At 38.8% G+C, this 22,492-nt stretch carries 20 protein-coding genes and 1 riboswitch; of the genes, 15 read left to right on the forward strand and 5 right to left on the reverse strand.

Annotation, left to right across the window (positions count from 1 at the left end):
• The first annotated feature begins 155 nt into the window (after positions 1 to 155).
• The 6 genes from ACJVDH_RS07150 (at position 156) to ACJVDH_RS07175 (ending at position 7,044) form a co-directional block, all read left to right on the forward strand.
• The gene (locus tag ACJVDH_RS07150) at positions 156 to 1,181 is read left to right on the forward strand and encodes a glycoside hydrolase family 43 protein (protein ID WP_443946875.1); all 1,026 of its coding nucleotides are present in this window, start codon (positions 156 to 158) and stop codon (positions 1,179 to 1,181) included.
• A gap of 24 nt (positions 1,182 to 1,205) precedes the next feature.
• Positions 1,206 to 2,297 carry a cellulase family glycosylhydrolase gene (locus tag ACJVDH_RS07155; RefSeq protein ID WP_443946876.1) on the forward strand — a complete coding sequence of 364 codons (1,092 nt, stop codon included), beginning with the start codon at positions 1,206 to 1,208 and terminating at the stop codon, positions 2,295 to 2,297.
• A gap of 7 nt (positions 2,298 to 2,304) precedes the next feature.
• Complete coding sequence (locus tag ACJVDH_RS07160) at positions 2,305 to 3,486, forward strand: aldose epimerase family protein (protein WP_443946877.1); 1,182 nt, start codon at positions 2,305 to 2,307, stop codon at positions 3,484 to 3,486.
• 205 nt (positions 3,487 to 3,691) lie between these two features.
• Positions 3,692 to 6,154, forward strand: a complete 2,463-nt coding sequence (locus ACJVDH_RS07165; protein ID WP_443946878.1) for a TonB-dependent receptor — start codon at positions 3,692 to 3,694, stop codon at positions 6,152 to 6,154.
• Positions 6,155 to 6,260: 106 nt separating this feature from the next.
• Entirely contained in the window at positions 6,261 to 6,698 is a 438-nt protein-coding gene (locus ACJVDH_RS07170; protein ID WP_443946879.1) for a PaaI family thioesterase, read from the forward strand.
• Positions 6,699 to 6,861: 163 nt separating this feature from the next.
• Positions 6,862 to 7,044 (forward strand): hypothetical protein, encoded by a 183-nt coding sequence (locus ACJVDH_RS07175; RefSeq protein WP_443946880.1) that lies wholly within the window; start codon positions 6,862 to 6,864, stop codon positions 7,042 to 7,044.
• Between the two features lie 284 nt (positions 7,045 to 7,328).
• Here the strand turns inward: ACJVDH_RS07175 and ACJVDH_RS07180 are convergent, their stop codons facing one another.
• Positions 7,329 to 8,717 (reverse strand): nucleoside recognition domain-containing protein, encoded by a 1,389-nt coding sequence (locus tag ACJVDH_RS07180; RefSeq protein WP_443946881.1) that lies wholly within the window; start codon positions 8,715 to 8,717, stop codon positions 7,329 to 7,331.
• Between the two features lie 199 nt (positions 8,718 to 8,916).
• Positions 8,917 to 9,008: riboswitch (TPP riboswitch) on the forward strand.
• A 54-nt stretch (positions 9,009 to 9,062) separates the two neighbouring features.
• Here ACJVDH_RS07180 and thiS point away from each other — a divergent pair.
• The 7 genes from thiS to ACJVDH_RS07215 are packed head-to-tail and all read left to right on the forward strand — an operon-like array spanning position 9,063 to position 15,032.
• A complete protein-coding gene (thiS, locus tag ACJVDH_RS07185; protein ID WP_443946882.1) occupies positions 9,063 to 9,266 on the forward strand; it encodes a sulfur carrier protein ThiS in 204 nt (67 codons plus the stop codon).
• A 54-nt stretch (positions 9,267 to 9,320) separates the two neighbouring features.
• Positions 9,321 to 11,159 carry a phosphomethylpyrimidine synthase ThiC gene (thiC, locus tag ACJVDH_RS07190; protein WP_443946883.1) on the forward strand — a complete coding sequence of 613 codons (1,839 nt, stop codon included), beginning with the start codon at positions 9,321 to 9,323 and terminating at the stop codon, positions 11,157 to 11,159.
• 13 nt (positions 11,160 to 11,172) lie between these two features.
• Complete coding sequence (locus ACJVDH_RS07195) at positions 11,173 to 11,781, forward strand: thiamine phosphate synthase (protein WP_443946884.1); 609 nt, start codon at positions 11,173 to 11,175, stop codon at positions 11,779 to 11,781.
• Positions 11,772 to 12,440, forward strand: a complete 669-nt coding sequence (locus ACJVDH_RS07200) for a thiamine phosphate synthase (protein ID WP_443946885.1) — start codon at positions 11,772 to 11,774, stop codon at positions 12,438 to 12,440. The genes ACJVDH_RS07195 and ACJVDH_RS07200 overlap by 10 nt, the downstream gene beginning before the upstream one ends.
• An 11-nt stretch (positions 12,441 to 12,451) precedes the next feature.
• Positions 12,452 to 13,222 (forward strand): thiazole synthase, encoded by a 771-nt coding sequence (locus tag ACJVDH_RS07205; protein WP_443946886.1) that lies wholly within the window; start codon positions 12,452 to 12,454, stop codon positions 13,220 to 13,222.
• Positions 13,209 to 14,318: a 2-iminoacetate synthase ThiH gene (thiH, locus tag ACJVDH_RS07210; RefSeq protein ID WP_443946887.1), complete on the forward strand. Its 1,110-nt coding sequence runs from the start codon at positions 13,209 to 13,211 to the stop codon at positions 14,316 to 14,318. Before ACJVDH_RS07205 ends, thiH begins: the two co-directional genes overlap by 14 nt.
• Positions 14,319 to 15,032, forward strand: a complete 714-nt coding sequence (locus tag ACJVDH_RS07215; protein ID WP_443946888.1) for a HesA/MoeB/ThiF family protein — start codon at positions 14,319 to 14,321, stop codon at positions 15,030 to 15,032.
• A 66-nt stretch (positions 15,033 to 15,098) separates the two neighbouring features.
• On the opposite strand, the gene ACJVDH_RS07220 is transcribed toward ACJVDH_RS07215, so the two are convergent.
• From ACJVDH_RS07220 to ACJVDH_RS07235, 4 genes are all read right to left on the reverse strand, one after another.
• Positions 15,099 to 15,329 carry a hypothetical protein gene (locus ACJVDH_RS07220; RefSeq protein WP_443946889.1) on the reverse strand — a complete coding sequence of 77 codons (231 nt, stop codon included), beginning with the start codon at positions 15,327 to 15,329 and terminating at the stop codon, positions 15,099 to 15,101.
• A gap of 222 nt (positions 15,330 to 15,551) precedes the next feature.
• Positions 15,552 to 15,917, reverse strand: a complete 366-nt coding sequence (locus tag ACJVDH_RS07225; RefSeq protein ID WP_443946890.1) for a hypothetical protein — start codon at positions 15,915 to 15,917, stop codon at positions 15,552 to 15,554.
• A 171-nt stretch (positions 15,918 to 16,088) separates the two neighbouring features.
• The gene (locus ACJVDH_RS07230; RefSeq protein ID WP_443946891.1) at positions 16,089 to 16,826 is read right to left on the reverse strand and encodes a LytR/AlgR family response regulator transcription factor; all 738 of its coding nucleotides are present in this window, start codon (positions 16,824 to 16,826) and stop codon (positions 16,089 to 16,091) included.
• Complete coding sequence (locus tag ACJVDH_RS07235) at positions 16,823 to 17,884, reverse strand: sensor histidine kinase (protein WP_443946892.1); 1,062 nt, start codon at positions 17,882 to 17,884, stop codon at positions 16,823 to 16,825. Before ACJVDH_RS07235 ends, ACJVDH_RS07230 begins: the two co-directional genes overlap by 4 nt.
• 274 nt (positions 17,885 to 18,158) lie before the next feature.
• Here ACJVDH_RS07235 and ACJVDH_RS07240 point away from each other — a divergent pair, with 274 nt between their 5' ends.
• Both ACJVDH_RS07240 and ACJVDH_RS07245 read left to right on the forward strand, forming a co-directional pair.
• Positions 18,159 to 19,304, forward strand: coding sequence for an efflux RND transporter periplasmic adaptor subunit (locus ACJVDH_RS07240; RefSeq protein WP_443946893.1), 1,146 nt, complete (start codon positions 18,159 to 18,161; stop codon positions 19,302 to 19,304).
• Between the two features lie 18 nt (positions 19,305 to 19,322).
• Complete coding sequence (locus ACJVDH_RS07245; protein WP_443946894.1) at positions 19,323 to 22,490, forward strand: efflux RND transporter permease subunit; 3,168 nt, start codon at positions 19,323 to 19,325, stop codon at positions 22,488 to 22,490.
• Positions 22,491 to 22,492 lie beyond the last annotated feature (2 nt).

The following is a 22,492-nucleotide window of genomic DNA, read 5'->3' on the forward strand; positions in this document are numbered from 1 at the left end:
CCGCCAACAGTAAATTTGATACATATTATCGAAATTCTGACACACCTAATGTCGGTTTTTCGATAAAAAAAGGCTTGTTTTGAAGTTGCGGGAATATACACGCAGCTTCAAAAACAAATCAATGCTTTAGCCACAAAGCAGGAAAACTAACCATTATGAATAAATTATTTCTTGCGCTTTTACTGGTTTCTTTTACATGGATGGCAAAAGCCCAAACTTTTACAAACCCGCTTTTACCTTCTGGTGCAGATCCATATAGTTTTTACAAAGATGGATTTTACTACTACACGCATACCACCGGCAATAGAATTGAGCTTTGGAAAAGCAAAAGCCTTGAAGGATTAAAAACTGCAGAACACAAAACCATTTGGAAGGCGCCAGAAACAGGTGCATATTCCAGAAATATCTGGGCACCAGAAGTTTTGTTTATGCAAGGGAAATGGTATGCATATTTCGCAGCAGATGATGGTAAAAATGAAAACCACAGAATGTATGTGTTGGAAAATGCCTCTGAAGATCCTTTAAAAGGAGAGTGGGTTTTTAAAGGACAAATTGCAGATCCAACCAACAAATGGGCAATTGATGGAGATGTGGCATCCATAAACGGAAAACTGTATATGATTTGGTCTGGATGGGAAGGCGATACCAATGGTAAACAAGAAATTTTTATTGCTCGGCTTAAAAACCCCTGGACAGTTGATGGCAAACGGGTGAAAATTTCTACACCAACCTTGCCTTGGGAAATGAATGGCGATTTGAACAATCCAAACGATCCGCCGCATGTAGATGTAAATGAAGGACCTCAGTTTCTAATTCATGGCGATAAAGTTTTCATTATTTATTCTGCAAGTGGTTGCTGGACAGATTTTTATGCGCTTGGAATGCTTTCTGCTAATTTAAAAGCAGATCTTCTACAACCATCTAATTGGAAAAAACACCCCAAAACCGTTTTCGAAAAGTCGGTGCAAAACAGCGTGTACGCACCTGGGCATAATTCTTTTTTTAAATCCCCAAATGGTAAAGAAGACTGGATTTTATACCATGCAAATGATAAACCCGGACAAGGCTGTGGCGGTTTCAGATCGCCGCGCGCGCAAAAATTTACCTGGAATGATGATGGTACACCTCATTTCGGTATGCCACTTAAAACCGGCGAAGCCATTGCAGTTCCTGCGCATTAACCTATTAAAACCAAAATTAAACACATGAAAATTAAAAACTTGTTACTTACTGCGCTGATATTGAGCTTCACCGCAGGATCAGTTTCTGCACAGAAAACGAAGAAAACAGCAAATGCCGCTACGCCCGGAAAAGTTTGGTCTGTACAAAAAGCAAATGAGTGGTATAACGCCCACAAGTGGCTTACCGGGGCAAATTACATTCCGGCAAATGCCATAAACCAGTTAGAAATGTGGCAGGCAGATACGTTTAGTCCGCAGGTCATTGATAAAGAATTGGGTTGGGCAGAAAGTATTGGTTTTAATACTTTACGGGTGTTCTTATATAGTAAAGCGTACAAACAAGATCCTGAAGGTTTCCTGAAACGTATGGATACTTTTTTAGCGATTACCAGCAAACACAAGATTACGCCAATGTTTGTTTTTTTTGACGATTGCTGGAATAAAACATCAGAAATTGGAAAACAACCGGCGCCAAAAACAGGCATCCACAATTCGGGTTGGTTACAAGATCCCGGAGATCCGGAATCAAAAGATGCTGCAAATTTTGCAGATCTTGAAGTTTATGTAAAAGCTGTTTTAACGCGTTTTGGTCAAGATAAACGTGTTTTACTTTGGGATTTATATAATGAGCCTGGCAACAGCGGTAAACTGGAAACCACCATTCCGTTGCTAACCAAAACGATAGAATGGGCACGTGCGGTTAATCCAAGTCAGCCCATCAGTATTGGTTTATGGAGCTGGGGTTTTGAAAAATTAAACACCTTGCAACTCAACAATTCTGATGTAATTACTTACCACAATTATGAAGCCCCAGAATGGCATCAACGTACTATAGATTTGCTTAAAGCCAACGGGAAACCCCTAATTTGTACTGAATATATGGCCAGAAGCCGAAACAGCAGATTCTCTAATATTTTACCGCTTTTAAAGAAAGAAAATGTAGGGGCAATTAACTGGGGTTTTGTAGATGGGAAAACAAATACCAAATTTGCCTGGGATACGCCTCTTGCAGATGGAAGTGAACCCATTGAGTGGTTTCATGAAATTTTTAACCAAGATGGAACACCTTACCGCAAAGATGAAACGGATCTCATTAAAAAGTTAAATGGTAAATAACATCTCTATGAACAAAAAAGATTTAAAATTAAGCCTTTTGGCATTGGCCATTTTTGCAGCTTCAGGCTTTTCATCCTGTACGTCAGAAAGCAAAAAAGAACAGTCTGCAGACAGTAGTAAAAAGATTTCTGCAGTGGTTGCACTTCAACCAGATTCCTTTAAAAAAGTAATAGATGGCAAGGAAACTGTCTTATATATACTCAAAAATAAAAAAGGTTCATACGCTGCTTTCACAAATTACGGCGGGAGGTTGATTAGCCTTGTCGTTCCGGATTCTAGCGGAAAACCAATCGATGTAGTAACGGGCTTCAAAAGTGTAAATGATTATGCAAAGGCTACAGAACCTTATTTTGGTGCAACCATCGGCCGTTTCGGAAACCGCATAGCAAAAGGGAAATTTACGTTAGAAGGCAAAGCATATACGCTTTTCACCAATAATGGCGTAAACACACTTCACGGTGGTAAAAAGGGTTTTCAGTACGTAGTTTGGGATGCAAGTCAACCAGATGCGCAAACCATTGTTTTAAAATATCTTTCAAAAGATATGGAAGAAGGTTTTCCCGGAAATTTGAAGGTTAAAGTAACCTACACACTTACGGATAATGACGAACTGAAAATGGATTATGAAGCAACTACTGATAAAACAACCGTAGTTAATTTAACCAATCATGCTTTTTTCAACTTGAATGGCGATGGAAGCGGTTCTATTTTGAAACATTTGGTAGAGATTTATGCAGACGAATTTACGCCGGTAGATTCTAGCCTGATCCCAACCGGAAAGTTGCTTAAAGTTGCGGGTACACCTTTTGATTTTACCAAACCAGAAACTATTGGTGCACGCATAGAAGATAAAAACCAACAACTGGTTTTCGGCAAAGGTTATGACCACAATTATGTACTGAACAAAACCAAGGCAATGGGCATGTATCACGCTGCACGTGTAAAAGGTGATTTATCCGGGATTGTGATGGATGTTTATACTCAGGAACCAGGATTACAGTTTTATAGCGGCAACTTTATGCAAAGTAAAAACACGTTCAAATCTGGTGCGAAAGATGATTTTAGAACCGCCTTCGCAATGGAGGCCCAACATTTTCCAGATTCACCAAATCAAGCTCTTTTTCCGTCAACTGTGCTTAAACCTGGGCAGGTGTATAAAACCACTTCAGTTTATACATTTTCAAAATAATAAACGATTAGGTAAAGCTCTATTCAGCTTAATAGATCGGCACGGTCAAAATTTGTGGTTTAAACTGCAAATTTTGATCGTGCTTTTTTCTTTTCTGGCAAAGCCAAATGATTCTCAAAACAACCAAGATCATATTTATCTAATTATTATATTTTGTTTTTCTAAAATTAAATTTAGATTTGTCTAAAAATATGTTTAGGTAAATATGATACGAAATGTTGCTTTGATAATATGCCTGTCTTTAAGTTCGTTAATTTTGCATGCGCAAGATTTTTCTTTAAGCGGTTTGGTGAGTTCAACTACAGGAAAGTTGGAAAATGTGAACGTTAAAATTCTTTCTGCTAAACAGGCAACGAAAAGTGATAAGACAGGTGCATTTGCTTTTTCGCAACTTGCTGCCGGCCATTATAATCTTATTTTTTCTGCTTTGGGTTATCAAACACAAACCATCACTATCCAGCTGGATAACAATTTGCAGAATCTGAATGTGGTTTTGCTTGCAGAAAGTACCAATCTTGGCGATGTTGTGGTTACTGGCGTTGGGCGCGCCACAGCTTTGCGCAAAAGTCCGGTGCCGATTGCTATTATCAGCAAAAAAAATATGGAACAAAATGTAAATACGAACCTAATTGAAGGCATTGTAAAAGGCGTTCCCGGCGTTAGCGCAGTAACCACTGGTCCAAACGTATCTAAACCTTTTATTCGCGGTTTGGGTTACAACCGCGTGTTGACTTTATATGATGGATTAAGGCAGGAAGGCCAGCAATGGGGAGACGAACATGGAATTGAAGTAGATGAATATTCTATCGGAAGGGCAGAGGTGGTGAAAGGCCCGGCAAGTTTAACCTACGGTTCTGATGCTTTGGCGGGTGTAATCAATATGATTCCGGATTTGCCGAACATTGAAGAAGGAAAACTTCAAGGCGATGTATTATTTGGTTATCAAAGCAATAACGGGCGCTTAGCCTCTTCAATTGGGTTGGCATACAAAAAAAACAACTGGACGTATCTTTTTCGCGGATCGGCAAAAATGGCGCACAATTACCGGAATCCTGTAGATGGATTGGTGTATGGGACAGGTTTTAGAGAATATAACCTGTCTGCAAGTGCGAGAGTAGATCAAAAATGGGGTTTTTCTAAAACTGCGGTGACGTACTATGAGAATTTGATGGAAATTCCAGATGGGAGCAGAGATTCGTTGAGCAGACGTTTTACGCGGCAGATTTTGGATGAAGGAGACGATATCAGAAATCGTCCGGTAGTGTCAGATCAGGATTTAAGCAGTTACCGCCTCAACCCACTTCATCAACACATCCAACATGTTCGCGTGTACAATACCAGTCAGTTTAATCTTGGCGAAGGGCAGTTAAACACATTATTAGGATTGCAACAAAGCGTTCGGCAGGAATACAACCATCCAACTTTGCCGCAACAAGCAGGATTATATGTGGTTTTAAATACGCTCAATTACGATGTGAAGTATAATTTTCCATCACTTAATGGATTGGAATCGACTTTGGGTATCAATGGAATGTTCCAACAAAATAGAAGCAAAGATGCTACAGATTTCCCGATTCCGGATTATGATCTGTTTGATGTAGGTGCATTTTATTACGCCAAAAAGAGTTTCGGGAAACTGGATGTTTCCGGCGGATTGCGTTTCGATAAGCGAAATACTCGATGGAATAATTTTTATGTCGGCAAAAATCCGAATACCGGTTTCGATCAAAAAGTAAGTAGTGGTACAGCCGATTCAGAACTTCAGTTTCCGGCTTTCAGTAAAAATTATTACGGTTTGTCCGGAAGTCTGGGTTTTACCTACAATCTTTCGGAACATTTGCTTTTTAAAGCCAATATTGCACGTGGTTATCGTGCACCAAACATAACAGAAATTGGCTCCAACGGACTTGATCCCGGTGCACACATTGTTTATTTGGGCAACAGAAGCTTTAAACCAGAGTTTAATTTACAGCAAGATATTGGGGTTATCGCTTATTTGAAGGATGTAGATCTAAGTTTAGAACTGTTCAATAACGCTATCCAAAATTATATTTATCAGACGCGCTTAACAGACGATGCTGGTAACCCTGTAGTAATTGTTCCCGGTAACCTGACTTATCAGTATCAACAGGCAAAAGCACGTTTATACGGTGCAGAAGTGGCGATAAACATTCATCCGCGAAATTTGAAATGGCTCTCGCTGAACAATAGCCTGGCTTATGTTGTCGGATTAAACAAGAACGATGTTTTACTCAATACATTCGGGGCAGATGCAAAATATTTACCTTTTATTCCACCGATGCAGATTCGCTCAGAACTAAAATTTGAAATACCGTTTGTTCCTCAAAAAAATGTTAAAAATGCATACCTAAAATTTGATGTTGCGCATTTCGGCAGTCAAAACCGGTTTTATGCATTGGACAATACCGAAACATTTACCAAAGGATATACCTTGTTTAATGCTGGTTTGGGAAGTAGTCTGGTATCAAAGGCAGGAAAAATTTGGTTGGATTGGTCTCTGCAGGTTGATAATATCTTTAATGTTGCTTATCAATCGCACCTAAACCGTTTAAAATATTTCGAGTATTATCAATCTTCTCCAAACGGAACGTCTGGCATTTACAATATGGGTCGCAATATCAGTCTAAAAGTGCGCGTTCCTTTTTAGCAGAAAAAGTGATTGATAAAAAGCAGCTCGCGCTTAACCAGAGATGTGTATTGGTAAGTATTTCGTTGGCTATTGTTATCTTTAGCTCGAATAGATAAAACAAAATATGGAATCACTTAGTGAACAGCGACTGAATTTTCTGCGGCAATCAATTGGTCAGGTGATACGCAACTCGCCATCTAACTATATGAATTGGCTTGCGCCGGTTTTGTTAGAAGCAGATTTTGGAGTTTTGGTTTGTAAATACACAGTGCGAAAAGAGATGACAAATCCATACAACATTTTACATGGCGGGGTTACAGCCGGAATTATTGACGATCTTATTGGTGCAACCGTTTTTACAATGGGTTTGAATGAACGTTTTACCACAGTAAGTAATTATATCGATTATTTTGCACCTGCAAATGAAGGTGATGAAATTGTGGCTCAAACCGCAATCGTAAAACGAGGCAAAACCATATTAAATTTACAGTGCGAAATATTCTTACCCGTTAAAAATCGTTTAATAGCAAAGGGTTACAGCAACATGTTAAACATAGGTTAAGCCAAATTTGCGCGCTTAAGAATAATTTGTTTATTCCTTTAAATTGGCGAAACATTGCTGTTAATTCTTTGTTATAAATTTACCAAAAATATAGTGAGCCATGTTAGAAAATTATTCCACCCTGCAATTCATTGTTCGAGGCAAGATTTTTAAGGGATTTTGCATGCGTATACAAGATGATTTTCATGAAACCTATGCTGTTATTTTAGACGGATATCATTCATTCTGCATTTGGATGGATCAAAAATCAGCAAAATGGTGTACTTCAAAGCACGCCAATTTAGATCCGGATGCTTTAGAAGAGATCATCACCAGGCTTTCAATCTCCGGAACAGCCTCTTCTTAAATATTTAAGCCTAGTAGTTAAGTATTTTTAAGCATTTATGTATTTACTCTATCAGCTTAGTCCGTTTCTCAGGCATGCCGTCATATCCACCGCAGGTAGATATCTACACAAATAGCCTAATAGATCTCTCACTACGCTTCGCTTTGTTCGGGATGACGTTCTTTCAGGTTGCTATGAATAACAGGGCATAGATCGATACGGCTGATGAGGCGCAGGTTGATATTGATGACATGGCGGCAAATGGTGTAAGCAACATTGGTTTGAAATGATTTTACCAGAATATTTTACCCAAAAAACAAGTAACAGATGGCTATTGCAGTACAAACGCCAACCAAATCTGCTAAAAGCATCGAACCAATGGCGTATCGGGTGTTTTTAATTTTAACCGAACCAAAATATACGGCTACAACATAAAATGTCGTATCAGAAGCGCCTTGGAAAATCCCGGATAAGCGACTTGCAAATGAATCTGGACCATAAGTTTCCATAGTGCTTACCATCATGCCTCTTGCAGCTCCTCCACTTAAAGGTCTGATTAATGCGGTAGGCAATCCCTCAACAAATCTCGTATCGGATCCTAAATACACAAATACACTCTTTATTCCATTAATAACAACATCGAATGTTCCGCTTGTACGTAGAAGACTAATAGCCACCAACATCCCAACTAAGTAAGGGATAATGTTTATCGCGGTATTGAAACCATCTTTCGCACCATCAATAAAGGCATCAAATACGTCAATTTTCTTATAAAGTGCTCCGAGAACGATGGCGAGGAAAATAAATAAAATTAACCCGTTACTAAGCAAGCCAGAAAACGATTGTATGCCTGAAGCATCCAGTGATTTAATGTAAAATACAAGCCCAGCGATAATAAGCGACAGGCTAAAAATCCAGGCCATTACAACAGGCTGGAAAATGTTGATTTTCTGTTTGAAGGAAACAATCAGCATTGCAGCCATTGTACCTACAAATGTCACGATTAAACAAGGGATAAATACATCGGTAGGATTAGAAGCGTTCTGAGATGCTCTAATTGCAATTACACTTACAGGAATCAGACTTAGTCCGGCGGCATGTAAACACAAAAACATAATCTGCGCGTCTGACGCGGTATCTGGTTTAGGGTTAAGTTCTTGCAAACTTTCCATTGCTTTAAGTCCGAAAGGAGTTGCAGCATTGTCTAGCCCCAGTAAATTGGCGGAAAAATTCATAATCATATGCCCCATAGAAGGATGTCCTTTCGGAACATCAGGGAATAGTTTCGAAAAAAAAGGGCCTACAATTTTCGACAATAATCGGATGCCTCCGGCTTTTTCTGCGATACTCATAAAACCCATAAAAAGCGCTAAAATTCCGATAAGTTTCAAGCAAAGTTCTACGGCTACCCAACAAGTTTGGATGATGCCATCTAGCTTTAGCGGATTGGCAGCATCGTCTGCTTTTCCAATAACCATCCAGCTAAAAATATCCGTTTGTCCAAAGAAAAAACATTTGATACTAGCTACAACAATTGCCACAATAATAAATGCTGACCAAATTCTACTTAATGCCATTATGCGGTTTTGATTTAAGCCCGTAAAATACCAATTATAAATGAAAGCCGAAATAAGATTTTCAAGGTGAAATACTTGCGGAAAATCACATTTTATGGTTGGTTTTTTGGTGTTCATACACTGCAAAATTTCCTTAATTTTTTATCGCATTTGATTTCTTTTGTTGCGTTTCAAAAGCTGTTTTGATACTTGAAATTCAAAATATAAGCCTAAATTTTAATATTAGGTAACCAAATTTTTGAATTAATATTCAGATGGTTATATAATTTATATAATTTAAAATTACGTATTACGGTTTAATTTTATATATGTTTGTATCAAACTTTAGGGGTGCCGATACGGCTGAGATTTATACCCTATGAACCTGATGCAGATAATGCTGCCGAAGGGAAAAGTAGCCCATACTTCCAATGTGCGTTTTACGCCATTCCTAAAGTTTATGTATTAAATCTTTTTACAGGAATGGAAATCACCTTTAATCACAAAAAAAGACAGTTAAGCGGACAAATTTCAATCGAAAATTTGCTGTCCATGCAATTTGGAGAAATACCCAGAGGTATTGCAGTGGCCATCAATCGGGTCATCCTTCAAAAATCGCAGTGGCCAAACCAGATGCTTTGTAATGGAGACGAGATATTGGTTATCCGTGCAACGCAAGGCGGATAAATCTTTCTTGTATTCTTTCCCGATGTTCCATTAAACAATTTCAAGTTCAGACCGATGAAAACAGAACAGATTAAAACCACAGGCAATGCCATCTCTACAAAACCTTTTACAGGCTCAAAGAAAATTTACGTTCAGGGAGAGTTGTTTCCAGATCTTCGCGTTGCTATGCGGCAGGTTAGCTTGGCCGACACACGGCTAAGCAACGGAGTTTTTAAAGCGAATTTGCCCGTCACACTGTATGATACCAGTGGTGCATATACCGATTCAGCAATCCAAACAGATATCAAAAAAGGATTGCCGCGATTGCGCGAAACATGGATTATAAACCGAAATGATGTAGAACAACTTGATCAAGTGACTTCTCAGTATGGACAGGAGCGCCGTGAAACTGCAGAACTGGATCATTTGCGGTTTGAACATATCAAAAAACCATATCGCGCAAAGGTAAATCAAACTGTAACCCAATTGCATTACGCTAAAAAAGGGATTATAACTGCTGAAATGGAATATATTGCGATTAGAGAAAACCAGCGTTATCAGGAAGTTTTACAAACAGACCCAACGCTTTCTCATCAGCACAAAGGTGATAGTTTTGGTGCAAATACACCAAAAGGTTGGATTACGCCAGAATTTGTTCGGGAAGAAGTTGCTGCGGGGCGCGCTATAATTCCAGCAAATATCAATCATCCGGAATTGGAACCAATGATTATCGGAAGAAATTTCCTGGTAAAAATCAATGCCAATATTGGCAATTCAGCGGTAAGCTCATCAATTGATGAAGAAGTAGAAAAAGCCGTTTGGGCATGCAGGTGGGGTGCAGATAATATTATGGATTTATCTACCGGAAAAAATATTCATGAAACGCGCGAATGGATCATTAGGAATTCGCCGGTGCCAATAGGAACTGTCCCGATTTATCAGGCTTTAGAGAAAGTAAATGGAAAAGCGGAAGATCTAACCTGGGAGATTTTTAAAGATACAATCATAGAACAGGCAGAGCAAGGCGTTGATTATTTCACTATACATGCTGCGGTTTTGTTAAGATACATTCCGTTGACTGCTAAAAGATTAACAGGTATTGTCTCACGCGGAGGTTCAATTATGGCCAAATGGTGTTTGGCACATCACAAAGAAAATTTTCTGTATACGCACTTTGAAGAGCTCTGCCAGATTATGAAAAAATACGACGTTTCTTTCTCGCTGGGCGATGGTTTACGTCCGGGTTCTATTGCCGATGCTAATGACGAAGCGCAGTTTGCAGAATTGAAAACTCAAGGCGAACTGAACCAGTTGGCATGGAAACACGATGTTCAGGTAATGAATGAAGGACCTGGCCATGTGCCCATGCATCTTATTAAGGAAAATATGGAGAAACAGTTGGAATATTGTGCCGAAGCACCATTTTATACACTCGGCCCCTTAACAACAGATGTGGCGCCCGGTTATGATCATATTACTTCTGCAATTGGCGCAGCGATGATTGGCTGGTACGGCACCGCGATGCTTTGCTATGTTACACCAAAAGAACATTTGGGCTTGCCGAATAAAAAAGATGTTAAAGATGGCGTAATAACCTACAAAATTGCTGCACATGCAGCTGATTTGGCAAAAGGACACCCCGGAGCACAGTACCGGGATAATGCATTAAGTAAAGCGCGATTTGAATTTAGGTGGGAAGATCAGTTCAATTTATCGCTCGATCCGGATACGGCGCGAGAATTTCATGATGAAACATTACCGGCCGAAGGAGCGAAGGTTGCGCATTTCTGCTCCATGTGCGGCCCCAAATTCTGCTCTATGAAAATTACACAGGAAATTAGAGATATGGCAGAACAAGGTATGCTGGAACAATCGACTATGTTTACAGAAAAAGGAAGCGAAATTTATCATTAATCCATATTGTAAAATGTTGATTGTAGTGTCTAATGCTGAAGGTTTGCCAGCCGAAATTAAATTCTTAAATGATTTGTTTGATGCTGGTTTGCCATTATTTCACCTTCGAAAACCGGGATTGAATGAAAAGGAATTGATCTCATTAATTGCTGACGTTGATCCCCAACATCGTTCAAAAGTTGTTTTGCATCAGTTTCATCATTTGGCAATTGATTTTGGAATGAATAGACTGCATTTTCCGGAACGCATGTGTATGCAAACAGATAAAAAATGTTTATATATTTTGAAGAAATCCGGGAACATACTCTCTACATCCGTACACTCTGTACAAGCATTTGCCCAACTTGATCCTGTTTTTGATTACTGCTTAGTAGGGCCGGTTTTCGATTCCATTTCTAAAACCGGTTATCTTGCCAATTGCAGCTGGAAAAATAAAAAGGAAACAGAAACAATTTTTGCGCAAAGTAAAATTAATCCCATTGCTATTGGCGGAATAAACCATCAAAATATTAGTCAGCTTAAAACATTGGGCTTTCGCGGCGCGGCAGTTTTGGGAGCTATTTGGGCAAAGCCAGCACAATGCGTTCCTCATTATACCGAATTATATAAACTATGGAATTAAGCAAATTACAATACATTTCGCAGGGCGAAGATCATCAATCTCAATTGAGAAATATTAAAATCGTTCTCGATGCCGGAGGATTATGGATACAGGTTCGGTTTAAAAATAAACCTTATGCGAAGCTGATGAAATTGGCAGAAGAAGTCAGGTTATTGTGTTCGGAATACAAGTCAATTATGATTGTGAATGATGATGTAAATGTTGCGGCATCTTGTGATGCAGATGGCTTACATCTGGGTTTGGATGACGGCAAAATTTCAAATGCGCGTGCCATATTGGGACAATCAAAAATCATCGGCGGCACAGCCAACACAGCGACGCATGTAAAACAGCGTATTGCAGAAGGTTGCGATTATATAGGTCTTGGTCCGATGCGGTTCACTACCACTAAAGCTAAACTAAGTCCGTTGTTGGGATATAATGGCTATAGAGACATCTTTAGCCAGCCAGAAATAGCGCTAAACAAAACGCCCATTTATGCCATTGGTGGTGTAGACATAGCTGATGTTCGCAAGTTACTTTCATTCGGTTTGCATGGAGTAGCCGTTTCAGGAAAAATCAATTTTTTAAATAATGCCCGGCAATCTATAGATGATTGGAATAGGGCACTTAATCTCGTTTGTCAACACGATTTGCAAAATAAAATTTACATAACCTAAAGTAAAATAACATGTTAAGTATTGCAGATAAAATATTTACTTCAAGACTATTTCTTGGAACCGGAAAATTTGGTTCAGGACACGAAATGGCAAAATCCGTATTGGCTGCTGGTACAGAAATGGTAACCGTAGCACTTAAACGTGTAGATGTTGAGGCTGAGAGTGATGATTTACTTAAAGATTTGAATTTCCCACATATTAGTCTGCTGCCGAATACTTCTGGTGTGCGCAACGCAAAGGAAGCAGTTTTTGCAGCACAGCTTGCCCGTGAAGCGCTGGAAACCAATTGGCTGAAACTGGAAATTCATCCTGATCCGAAATATCTGATGCCTGATGCTGTAGAAACGCTAAAAGCTACCGAAGAACTTGCAAAACTAGGCTTTGTTGTTTTGCCATATATCCACGCCGACCCAGTGTTGTGTAAACGTTTGGAAGATGCCGGAACGGCAGCAGTTATGCCACTTGGAGCACCGATAGGAACCAATAAAGGACTTAAAACCCTGGATTTTTTGGAAATTATTATAGACCAGAGTAATGTACCTGTAATTGTAGATGCGGGTATTGGTCGCCCATCTGATGCAGCACTTGCAATGGAAATTGGTGCAGATGCCGTTTTGGTAAATACAGCAATTGCCGTGGCCGGAAACCCGATGCAAATGGCTTTAGCGTTTAAACTTGCTGTAGAAGCAGGAAGATTAGCATTTGAAAGTAAGATTGCACAGCAAAACAAATTAAGTATTGCCAGCAGTCCTTTAACCCAATTTTTAGATGAAACAGTTTAAAGATTTGTTTTCAACCTACACCTGGGCGGAGACTAAAGCATCAATTTTATCGAAAACAACTCTTGATGTAGAGCGGGCACTCAGCCATAAAAAACGCGGTCTTGAAGATTTTAAGGCGCTGATATCGCCTGCTGCTTTGCCATACCTGGAACAAATGGCGCAGCAAAGTCATGCGCTTACACAGAAACGTTTTGGCAAAACCATACAGTTGTTTGCGCCAATGTATCTGAGCAATGAGTGCAATAATATTTGTACGTATTGTGGCTTTAGCATGGAACATGGAATTAAAAGGAAAACGCTTAGTAGTGCGGAGATTTTACAGGAGGTAAATGCGATTAAAGCATTGGGTTTTAATCATGTATTGTTGGTTACTGGCGAAGCCAATCATACTGTTCATGTTGATTATTTTCTAAACGCCTTAAAAATTATCAAACCAAATTTCTCTCATGTGTCTATAGAAGTTCAACCTTTGGATCAGCATGAGTACGAAGCTTTACAACAAGCTGGTGTGCATTCCGTCTTGGTGTACCAGGAAACATACCACAAAGACAAGTACAAAGATCATCATCCAAAAGGTAAAAAATCAAATTTTGACTATCGCTTGGGAACACCAGATCGTATTGGCCGTGCAGGTATGTATAAAATAGGACTTGGTGTTTTGCTCGGATTAGAAGATTGGCGAACAGACAGTTTTTTCTGCGCACTTCATTTGGATTATTTGCAGAAAACATACTGGCAAACTAAATACTCTGTTGCCTTTCCGCGGATTAGACCAGCTGAAGGTGTTCAAGCAGATCAGTATGCAATAGAAGATAAAGAGTTAATACAATTGCTTTGTGCATATAGATTATGGAATGAAGATCTGGAGATTTCTATCTCTACGCGAGAGCGTGAAGAGTACCGAAATCACCTCATCAAACTTGGCGCAACTACTATGAGTGCTGGCTCGAAAACCAATCCCGGAGGTTATTGTGTAGATGTAGAATCTTTAGAGCAATTTGAAATTAGTGATGAACGTAGTCCGGCTGAGTTTAGCGCAGTTATTGCAGAACAGGGCTACACGCCGGTTTGGAAAGACTGGGATAAAATATTTTAGATGGAAAAATTTTCAAAGTTAGAGTTGCAGCGCTACAGCAGGCATTTTATGTTGGAAGATATCTGTGTAAATGGACAATATAAATTTAAACAGGCAAAGGTTTTGGTGGTTGGCGCAGGCGGTCTGGGTTGCCCGATTATTCAGTATTTGGCTGCTTCTGGCGTAGGAACGCTCGGCATTGTAGATTTCGACCGTATAGAAATTCACAACTTGCACCGGCAGATTTTATATACTACAGCAGATATTGGGCAATTTAAAGTAGATGTTGCAGCAATGCGTGTTCAGGCAATTAATCCGCACGTAAGTTGTAGAACATTTAACGAACATTTGTCTGAAATTAATGCAACAGAGATTTTGCAGCAATTTGATTTGATTATAGATGGATGTGACAATTTTGGAACGCGTTATCTTGTAAATGATGTTTGTGTTGAACTTGGCAAACCATTAATTTATGGAAGTATTCAGAATTATGAAGCACAAATGCTGGTTTTTAATGGAAATGGGCAAAAGAATTTACGTTCTATTTTTCCGGAAGCACCTAGCGATGAAGATTCTCCTTCCTGTACTTTAAACGGAGTTTTGGGTATTGTTCCCGGAATTTTGGGCTTGTATATGGCCAATGCAGCGTTGCAAATGATTCTTGGCATTTACAAACAGGAAGATTTTTTGATTTTTGATCTTAAAGAATTTGGTATTCAGAGATTAAGTTTCTAAAAGAAAACCGATTGTATGCTTTTCACAAACAATCGGTTTTCTTTGAAAGCATTGAGTGTTTTTAAATTAAGCATACAATACCTCAAAGCCGCCATACATTGCCATCTCGGCAGAATGGTGTACCGTTAACTTCAGCTTTAGACGTTCTATGAGTTCTTTTGCAAAGGTAATGCTGCGATGCAAATCGTTATTTCCTCTGATTTCTACTCCTCTGGTTAAAATTTTGAACTTATTTGGCTCAAACTTGTCAATGAATCGCTGTAAATCGGTGTTGATTTTTGTATCCGTGTTTTGCATATCGTTGATTTTTTAATATACTATAAACACACAGATGCGAAATTGTTTGTGCAGAGTTTTACACAAAAGTTTTGTTGTGAACATCTGACGTCATAATCTCCTAAAATTCAGTCTTATGGATGAACCGAAGTGTTTCAAAAAAAATGCTAAACAATTGATGCTATAAAAAGAAGGCTTTATAATCGTTATCAATTTGTGTCAGAGTTTCGTTTTTGCAAACTATTATAAACCGCTGTTTTTTTCCAGAGACAAAATAATATCCTCCAGAGATTTTATCGTTTTAGATTGTAGTTTCAGTAATTTGTTTTTTTCCTGAACCAATACTTTGAGTTTTTCTATGTCTGTCTGAATCTCCAGGTTTCGGGTATTTTCTGCTGGCGTATATGTTGAATCTGCCAGATAAAGTGAAAAAAAATTCTGATCCAGTATCTGACCGATATTCACTAATAAGTTGGTATCAATTGAGGCATTCCCAAAAATATTGTTCACTTTAGTTTTGCTTACCTGTAAAGCTTTCGCAAAATGCTCTCGGGTCATTTCTGCACGTTTCATCGCCTTCCATATTTCCTGTCCAATGTGTACAGCCATTTTTCTATGTTTTTAATCAAAAAATCTGATAGTTCGTGTTGCTGCTGCGAACAGTTTGTAAATAGCACAAAACAGCTTAAAGAGCAAATAACAACAAAAAAAAAGTAGCCGACGCGATCTATTTACAATTTAGAATTGTATTAAAACCAATTAATAATTTGAGCCCATATGTTACAACCATTTCGACAATAGTTTTTTAAGGTTATCTTTATACTGTTCACCAATATTAATTGTTGTACCACAAATCTGAACTGCATGTTTGGAAATAGAGTCAATTTTATCTAATGCGATGATAAATGACCTTTGCACCCGCATAAATTTTTCAGAAGGTAAACGTTCCTCAAAAGATTTTAGCGTTGTTAAGGAAAGGATTGGTGATGCAAGGTTTTTTACGTGGATTTTGATGTAGTCTTTTAATCCCTCTACATACAAAATTTCGCTTAAATTAATTTTAATCATTTGGTATTCAGATTTTACAAATAAGAAATCACCTGATTCGTTTTTCAGATTGATATCATTATGATTTCTGTGAATTAGATGACTAATATTTAGTGCTTTATTTGCAGTTCGCAAAAACTCCTCATAATTAAATGGTTTAAGCAAATAATCAATAGCATCAACCTTATACCCATCAATTGCGTAATGATTAAAGGCGGTCGTAAAAACAATCTTTGGCAAATGCTTCACACTGGTTTGATTTAGTAATTTTGCCAGTTCAAGTCCGCTTAGATCTGGCATTTTAATATCCAGATACGCAATATCTATTTTGTTCTGATGAATTACATTCAAGGCATCTAAAGCATTATTAAATGCGCCAACCAGATTCAGGAACGGTGTTCGCTCGATAAAATTAACGGCAAGGCCCAATGCAAGGGGCTCATCATCAACCGCTATACAGTTCATTTTCATGATAAACTCATTTTTAAATGTATTATGTAATAGTCGGGATGTTCTTTTTCATTTACTGCCAGCGTGTACTTTCCTTTGTAAAGCAATTCCAGGCGGCGTGTGGTATTGGCCAGTCCAATTCCATTCAGGGAGTCATCGATAATATCTTGCCCTTTATGCTGAACAATTTTATTCGTTACGTGCAACTCAAGTATATTTCCATCTTGCTCAATCTGAATCTCTATTGTACCCGGATGCACGTTACTCACTCCATGCTTAAAAGCATTTTCAACGAATGGCAACAACAACATTGGCGTAATGGGATGATTAACAATGTTGACGGGGAAATGAAAATTTACCTTCGTTTGTGCATCCAGCCGAAGCTTCATGAGCTCAATATAGTCATTTATAAAATCAATTTCACGTTTTAAGGGCGTAATGTTATTTGCAGTTTCGTATAATAAGTAACGCATCATTCTGGAGAGTTTATGAAGCGCATCGCGTGAAACTTCAACATTAATGTACGTCAATGCATAAATACTATTCAGGGTATTGAAGAAAAAATGCGGGTTAATCTGTGCTTTTAAAAAAGCGAGTTCGGCAAGAGCGTGCTGTTTTTCCAGCCGTTCCCGGTTTTGAACCTGGCTTTGCCATCTGTTAATGGAAGCAATACTCGTACTGATTCCAAATACCAACAGCGAAGTGAGCATAATCAGGTAATCGAAATTGCCTCTTCGCCAGATTCTTCCTCCAAAAACCTTATCCATTTGTTGTGAAAGATTTAATGCCCGGTCAATTAAAATCATGCTTACCGAACAGAGGATTACAACCGCAAAAATGATATAGATAAATCTGAATTGCTTGCCGGTAACCAGATATTTTGGAATCAATAAATAAGAGTTGGTATAATAAATGGCGATCAGAATTACAATGTGTATACATTGCTTAATCCAATAAACGTTTGGCAAACGCAAACCGCTGCTCATAGGCGGGTAAAAAATCAATACAAAGCCCAGAAGTAACCAAGCCATAACGTGTAATAATGCGGTAATGTACTTTTTATTATAGACACCAGACATCCCAATTCATTTTTGTCATAAAAAAAGAAACATAAATAAATAATTAAATAAATCTTCCTAAAGTCGACAGCATGGCAAAATTTATAGACAAAATGCCAAATTATTTAGCTGTATAAGTATAAAGTATTATAAAACGTTTTTTTTGAGACCCTTGAGATGTTTGTCGATATTTTTTTAAACAACGCCGACTTGTTTATTGCCATTGTCTAATTGATTTTTTATCTGTTTGTCTAGGATGTTATTTGCAGCAAATTTATCGTAAACAGGATTGTATATGTGCAAACTACGTTTTTTAGGCGCTGGATTGATGTTGGCTTTTTCAGCATGTACCGGCAGTAAAAATAATACCGAAACACAGTCAGTAAAAGATTATTCCGTAACAACATTGAGTGAGCAATCTGTTGTAACGAATATAGACATTCCTGCCACCATTCAAGGCAGGCAGGTGATTGAAATCAGACCAAGGATTGAAGGGTATATCGAACGCATTCATGTTAAGGAAGGCGCAAATGTAAAGCAAGGTCAATTGCTTTTTGAGATCTATAATCCACAATATGAACAAGAACTCCGATCTGCAGAAGCGGCCATAAAAAGTGCAAAAGCGGCATTAAATTCTGCCAAAGTTGATTATGAGAAAGTAAAACCTCTTGTTGAACAGGATATTGTGAGCAAATTTCAAATGGAAACCGCACAATATACGCTTGAAGCGAGAGAAGCTGATCTCGCAACGGCGCAGGCAACGCTGGCCAATGCACGTGTAAATCTCGGTTACACCTTTATAAGAAGTCCGCAAAATGGAGTTATAGGTACTATTCCATACAAAGTTGGCGCATTGGTCAATAGTACAAGCACAGAAGCATTAACCACAATGTCTGATGTTGGAGAACTTTTCGCTTACATCTCTATGAATGAAAAGCAGCTTTTAGATTTTCGGGCAAAAGTACCGGGTAAAACATTACAGGATAAACTAAATACACTTCCGAGTGTAAATCTCATCCTATCTAATGGCGATCTATATAAAGAAACCGGAAAATTGGAGACAGCCAGCGGAATTATAGATACAGAAACAGGAGCTTTAAGCTTTAAAGCATCATTTCCAAATACCGGAATGTTAAATAGCGGTGCAAGCGCAGTGCTGCGTATTCCAATGAAAAATGAATCCGCGCTTGTCATTCCTCAATCTGCAACCTATGAAATGCAAGATAAACGCCTGGTTTATGTATTGGCAGATAGCAATAAGGTTAAACCTGTTGCAATAACTACGACCCCCACAGATGATGGTTTATTTTTTATTGTAAACAATGGTCTGAAAACCGGAGATCAGGTGATATTAAACGGCGTAAGCACTTTAATTGACGGGACAAAAATCAATCCGGTAGAAGCGAAGAAAGATTCTTTGTATAAAACGCTAAAACGCTAACCTAAAATCAAAGAAGAGATGCTTAAAAAATTTATAAAAAGACCCGTCTTAAGTACAGTAATATCCGTTTTGATTGTCATTCTCGGTCTTTTAGGCTTGGTCGAATTACCAATTGCGCAGTATCCGGATATTACGCCGCCTACTGTGCAAGTTTCTGCCAGTTATACCGGAGCAAATGCCGACGTAGTATTAAAAAGTGTGATTGTGCCTTTGGAAGAACAGATAAATGGTGTGGAGGATATGACGTATATGACATCCACCTCGACCAACGAAGGTGTGGCTACGATAAATGTCTATTTTTCAGTGGGAACCGATCCCGATATGGCTGCAGTAAATGTGCAGAATCGGGTGTCCAGCGCAACAAGCTTATTACCCTCAGAAGTAACATTATCTGGTGTTACCGTAAAAAAACGACAATCCGGAAGTTTGCTAATTGCATCTATGTATAGCGACAATCCAGAATACGACCAGACGTTCTTGCAGAATTACGCCGAAATAAACGTAATCCCCCAAATAAAAAGGGTTAGCGGTGTTGGAGACGCTACAGCTTTCGGTTCAAGAAATTATTCAATGCGTATATGGTTAAAGCCCGATGTAATGTCTGTTTACGGTCTGGTGCCCTCAGATATTACCGATGCTTTAAGTGATCAGAACGTGGAAGCCGCGCCAGGAAAATTTGGACAGGAGGGAAATCAGAGTTTTCAGTATGTTATCCGTTTTACAGGAAAGTTGATTTCGGTATCTGAGTTTGAAAATATCATTATAAAAACCAATTCCAACAAGAAAATTCTCCGGCTTAAAGATGTTGCCCGCCTCGAACTTGGTGCGCAGGACTATGCAACCATCGCGAAGGTAAATGGAAAACCTGCTGTAAGTTTTTCCATCTATCAGACGGCCGGCTCCAATGCCAGTGAAGTAATTAAAAATTCCAAAAAAGTATTGGAAGATGCATCAAAATCATTTCCGCCGGGCACTCATCTGGCATATATGGTAGATATTAATACCTTTTTGGATGCATCTATAGAAAAGGTAATTAAAACACTTTTAGAGTGTTTTGCCTTAGTATTTATTGTAATTTTTATTTTTTTACAAGATTTTCGTTCCACCATCATTCACGGTATATCTGTTCCGGTTGCGATTACGGGTACTTTTTTCTTTTTATATATTTTCGGATACAGCATAAATCTACTCACGTTATTCGCGCTTGTTCTTGCCATTGGAATTGTTGTGGACGATGCGATCGTAGTAGTTGAAGCAGTACATGCTAAACTGGAAGAGGGATATACATCACCCCGAAAGGCGGCTATAGATGCGATGGATGAAATATCAGGTGCAATTGTGTCCATTACGCTCGTTATGGCTGCTGTATTTATTCCGGTAACGTTTATCACCGGTTCAACAGGAGTTTTTTATAAACAATTTGGCGTTACGCTCGCGGTATCAATTATTATATCGGCTATAAATGCATTAACATTATGTCCCGCATTGGCCGCTATGTTTTTAAAACCACCAACCCATTTAGAACAAACGGAAAAGAAAACGTACATGCAGCGATTTGGACTTGCATTTAATGCTGCTTACGATAAAATGACCGATCGCTATACGCGTTTAGCTAAAATCCTTACAATGAAAAAATGGATTGTAGTTGTCTTAATCGCATTTTTTGGTGGTTCATTATATTTTTTAATGAAAAAAACACCTTCAAGTTTTGTTCCGAGTGAAGATATGGGGACTATTTTTGTGAATATTTCTCTGGCACCTGCGGCGTCAAAAGAGCGTACAACACGCATTGCCGATCAGGTAGATAGTATAGCACGAAGTATTCCGGCAGTAAATAACGCCATGCGGATGGTTGGACAAAATTTCCTTGCAGGTACCGGAAGTTCCTACGCGATGGAAATTCTGAAACTCAAAGACTGGGAAGACCGCTCGATGAGTAATGAAGAAGTTATCGCTTTATTAAAGAAAAAAACAGCCGGGATCCGAGATGCGAATATCATCTTTATGTCTCTACCAACGATTACAGGTTTCGGAACCAGTAACGGATTTGAATTTCAACTTCAGGATAAAGGTGGTCATACAACGGCAGATTTTTACAAAGTAGGACAGACTTTTCTCGCCGCACTAAACAAACGAATGGAAATCCAATACGCAGCAACTGCATTTAATCCGAATTTTCCCCAATACCTGATGGAAGTTAATACAGAAAAGGTAAAAGAATCAGGATTGACCGTTGCGGCCGTACTGAACGCCATGCAAGTGTACTATGGTGCGTCATATGCATCCAACTTCAATCAGTTTGGTAAGCAATATCGGGTGTTGGTGCAGGCTGATACCAATTATAGAGCAAATATTGACGGATTAAATAAGGTTTACGTACGTACAGCAAATGATAAAATGTCGCCAATAAACGAGTTTATCACACTCACGCGCGCTTATGGCCCGGAAAGTATTTCGCGTTTCAACTTGTTCACATCTATGTCGGTTACCGGCGCGCCTAATGAAGGTTTTAGTACCGGGCAAGCACTTACTGTTATTCAGGAAGTAGCAGATGAAACGCTACCCGCGGGTTATGGTTTTGAATTTTCAGGAATTAGCAGGGAAGAACAAAACAGCGGATCACAGTCTGTATACATTTTTATTTTGTCTCTTGTATTTGTCTATTTTCTCTTGAGTGCGCAGTACGAAAGTTATATTTTACCTTTTGCCGTGTTGTTGTCAATACCAGTAGGGCTTTGCGGCGTTTTCCTTTTTGCTATGCTTTATGGTATGGACAGTAATATTTATATGCAAATCTGTATGATTATGCTCATCGGCCTTTTGGCTAAAAACGCCATCCTGATTGTGGAGTTTGCAATTGAACGCAGGCGCAAAGGTATGGATCTGGTAACTTCTGCAATTGAAGGAGCCAAAACCAGACTTCGACCTATTTTGATGACCTCGTTTGCATTCATTTTCGGGTTAATGCCATTAATGTTCGCTTCCGGGGCCGGTGCAAATGGAAACAAATCAATAGGAGCCGGTGCGGTTGGCGGCATGTTGTTCGGTACCGTACTCGGAATTTTTGTTATTCCGGCCTTGTATGTATTATTTCAGGGAATTCAGGAGCGGATCAGTGGTCCTGCAAAACCATTGGAACAAGATGATGACGATGAATTATTAGAACCGGCGAACCACAAATCTTAGCA

Source organism: Pedobacter terrestris, assembly GCF_052343045.1.
In the GTDB taxonomy this organism is placed as follows: domain Bacteria; phylum Bacteroidota; class Bacteroidia; order Sphingobacteriales; family Sphingobacteriaceae; genus Pedobacter.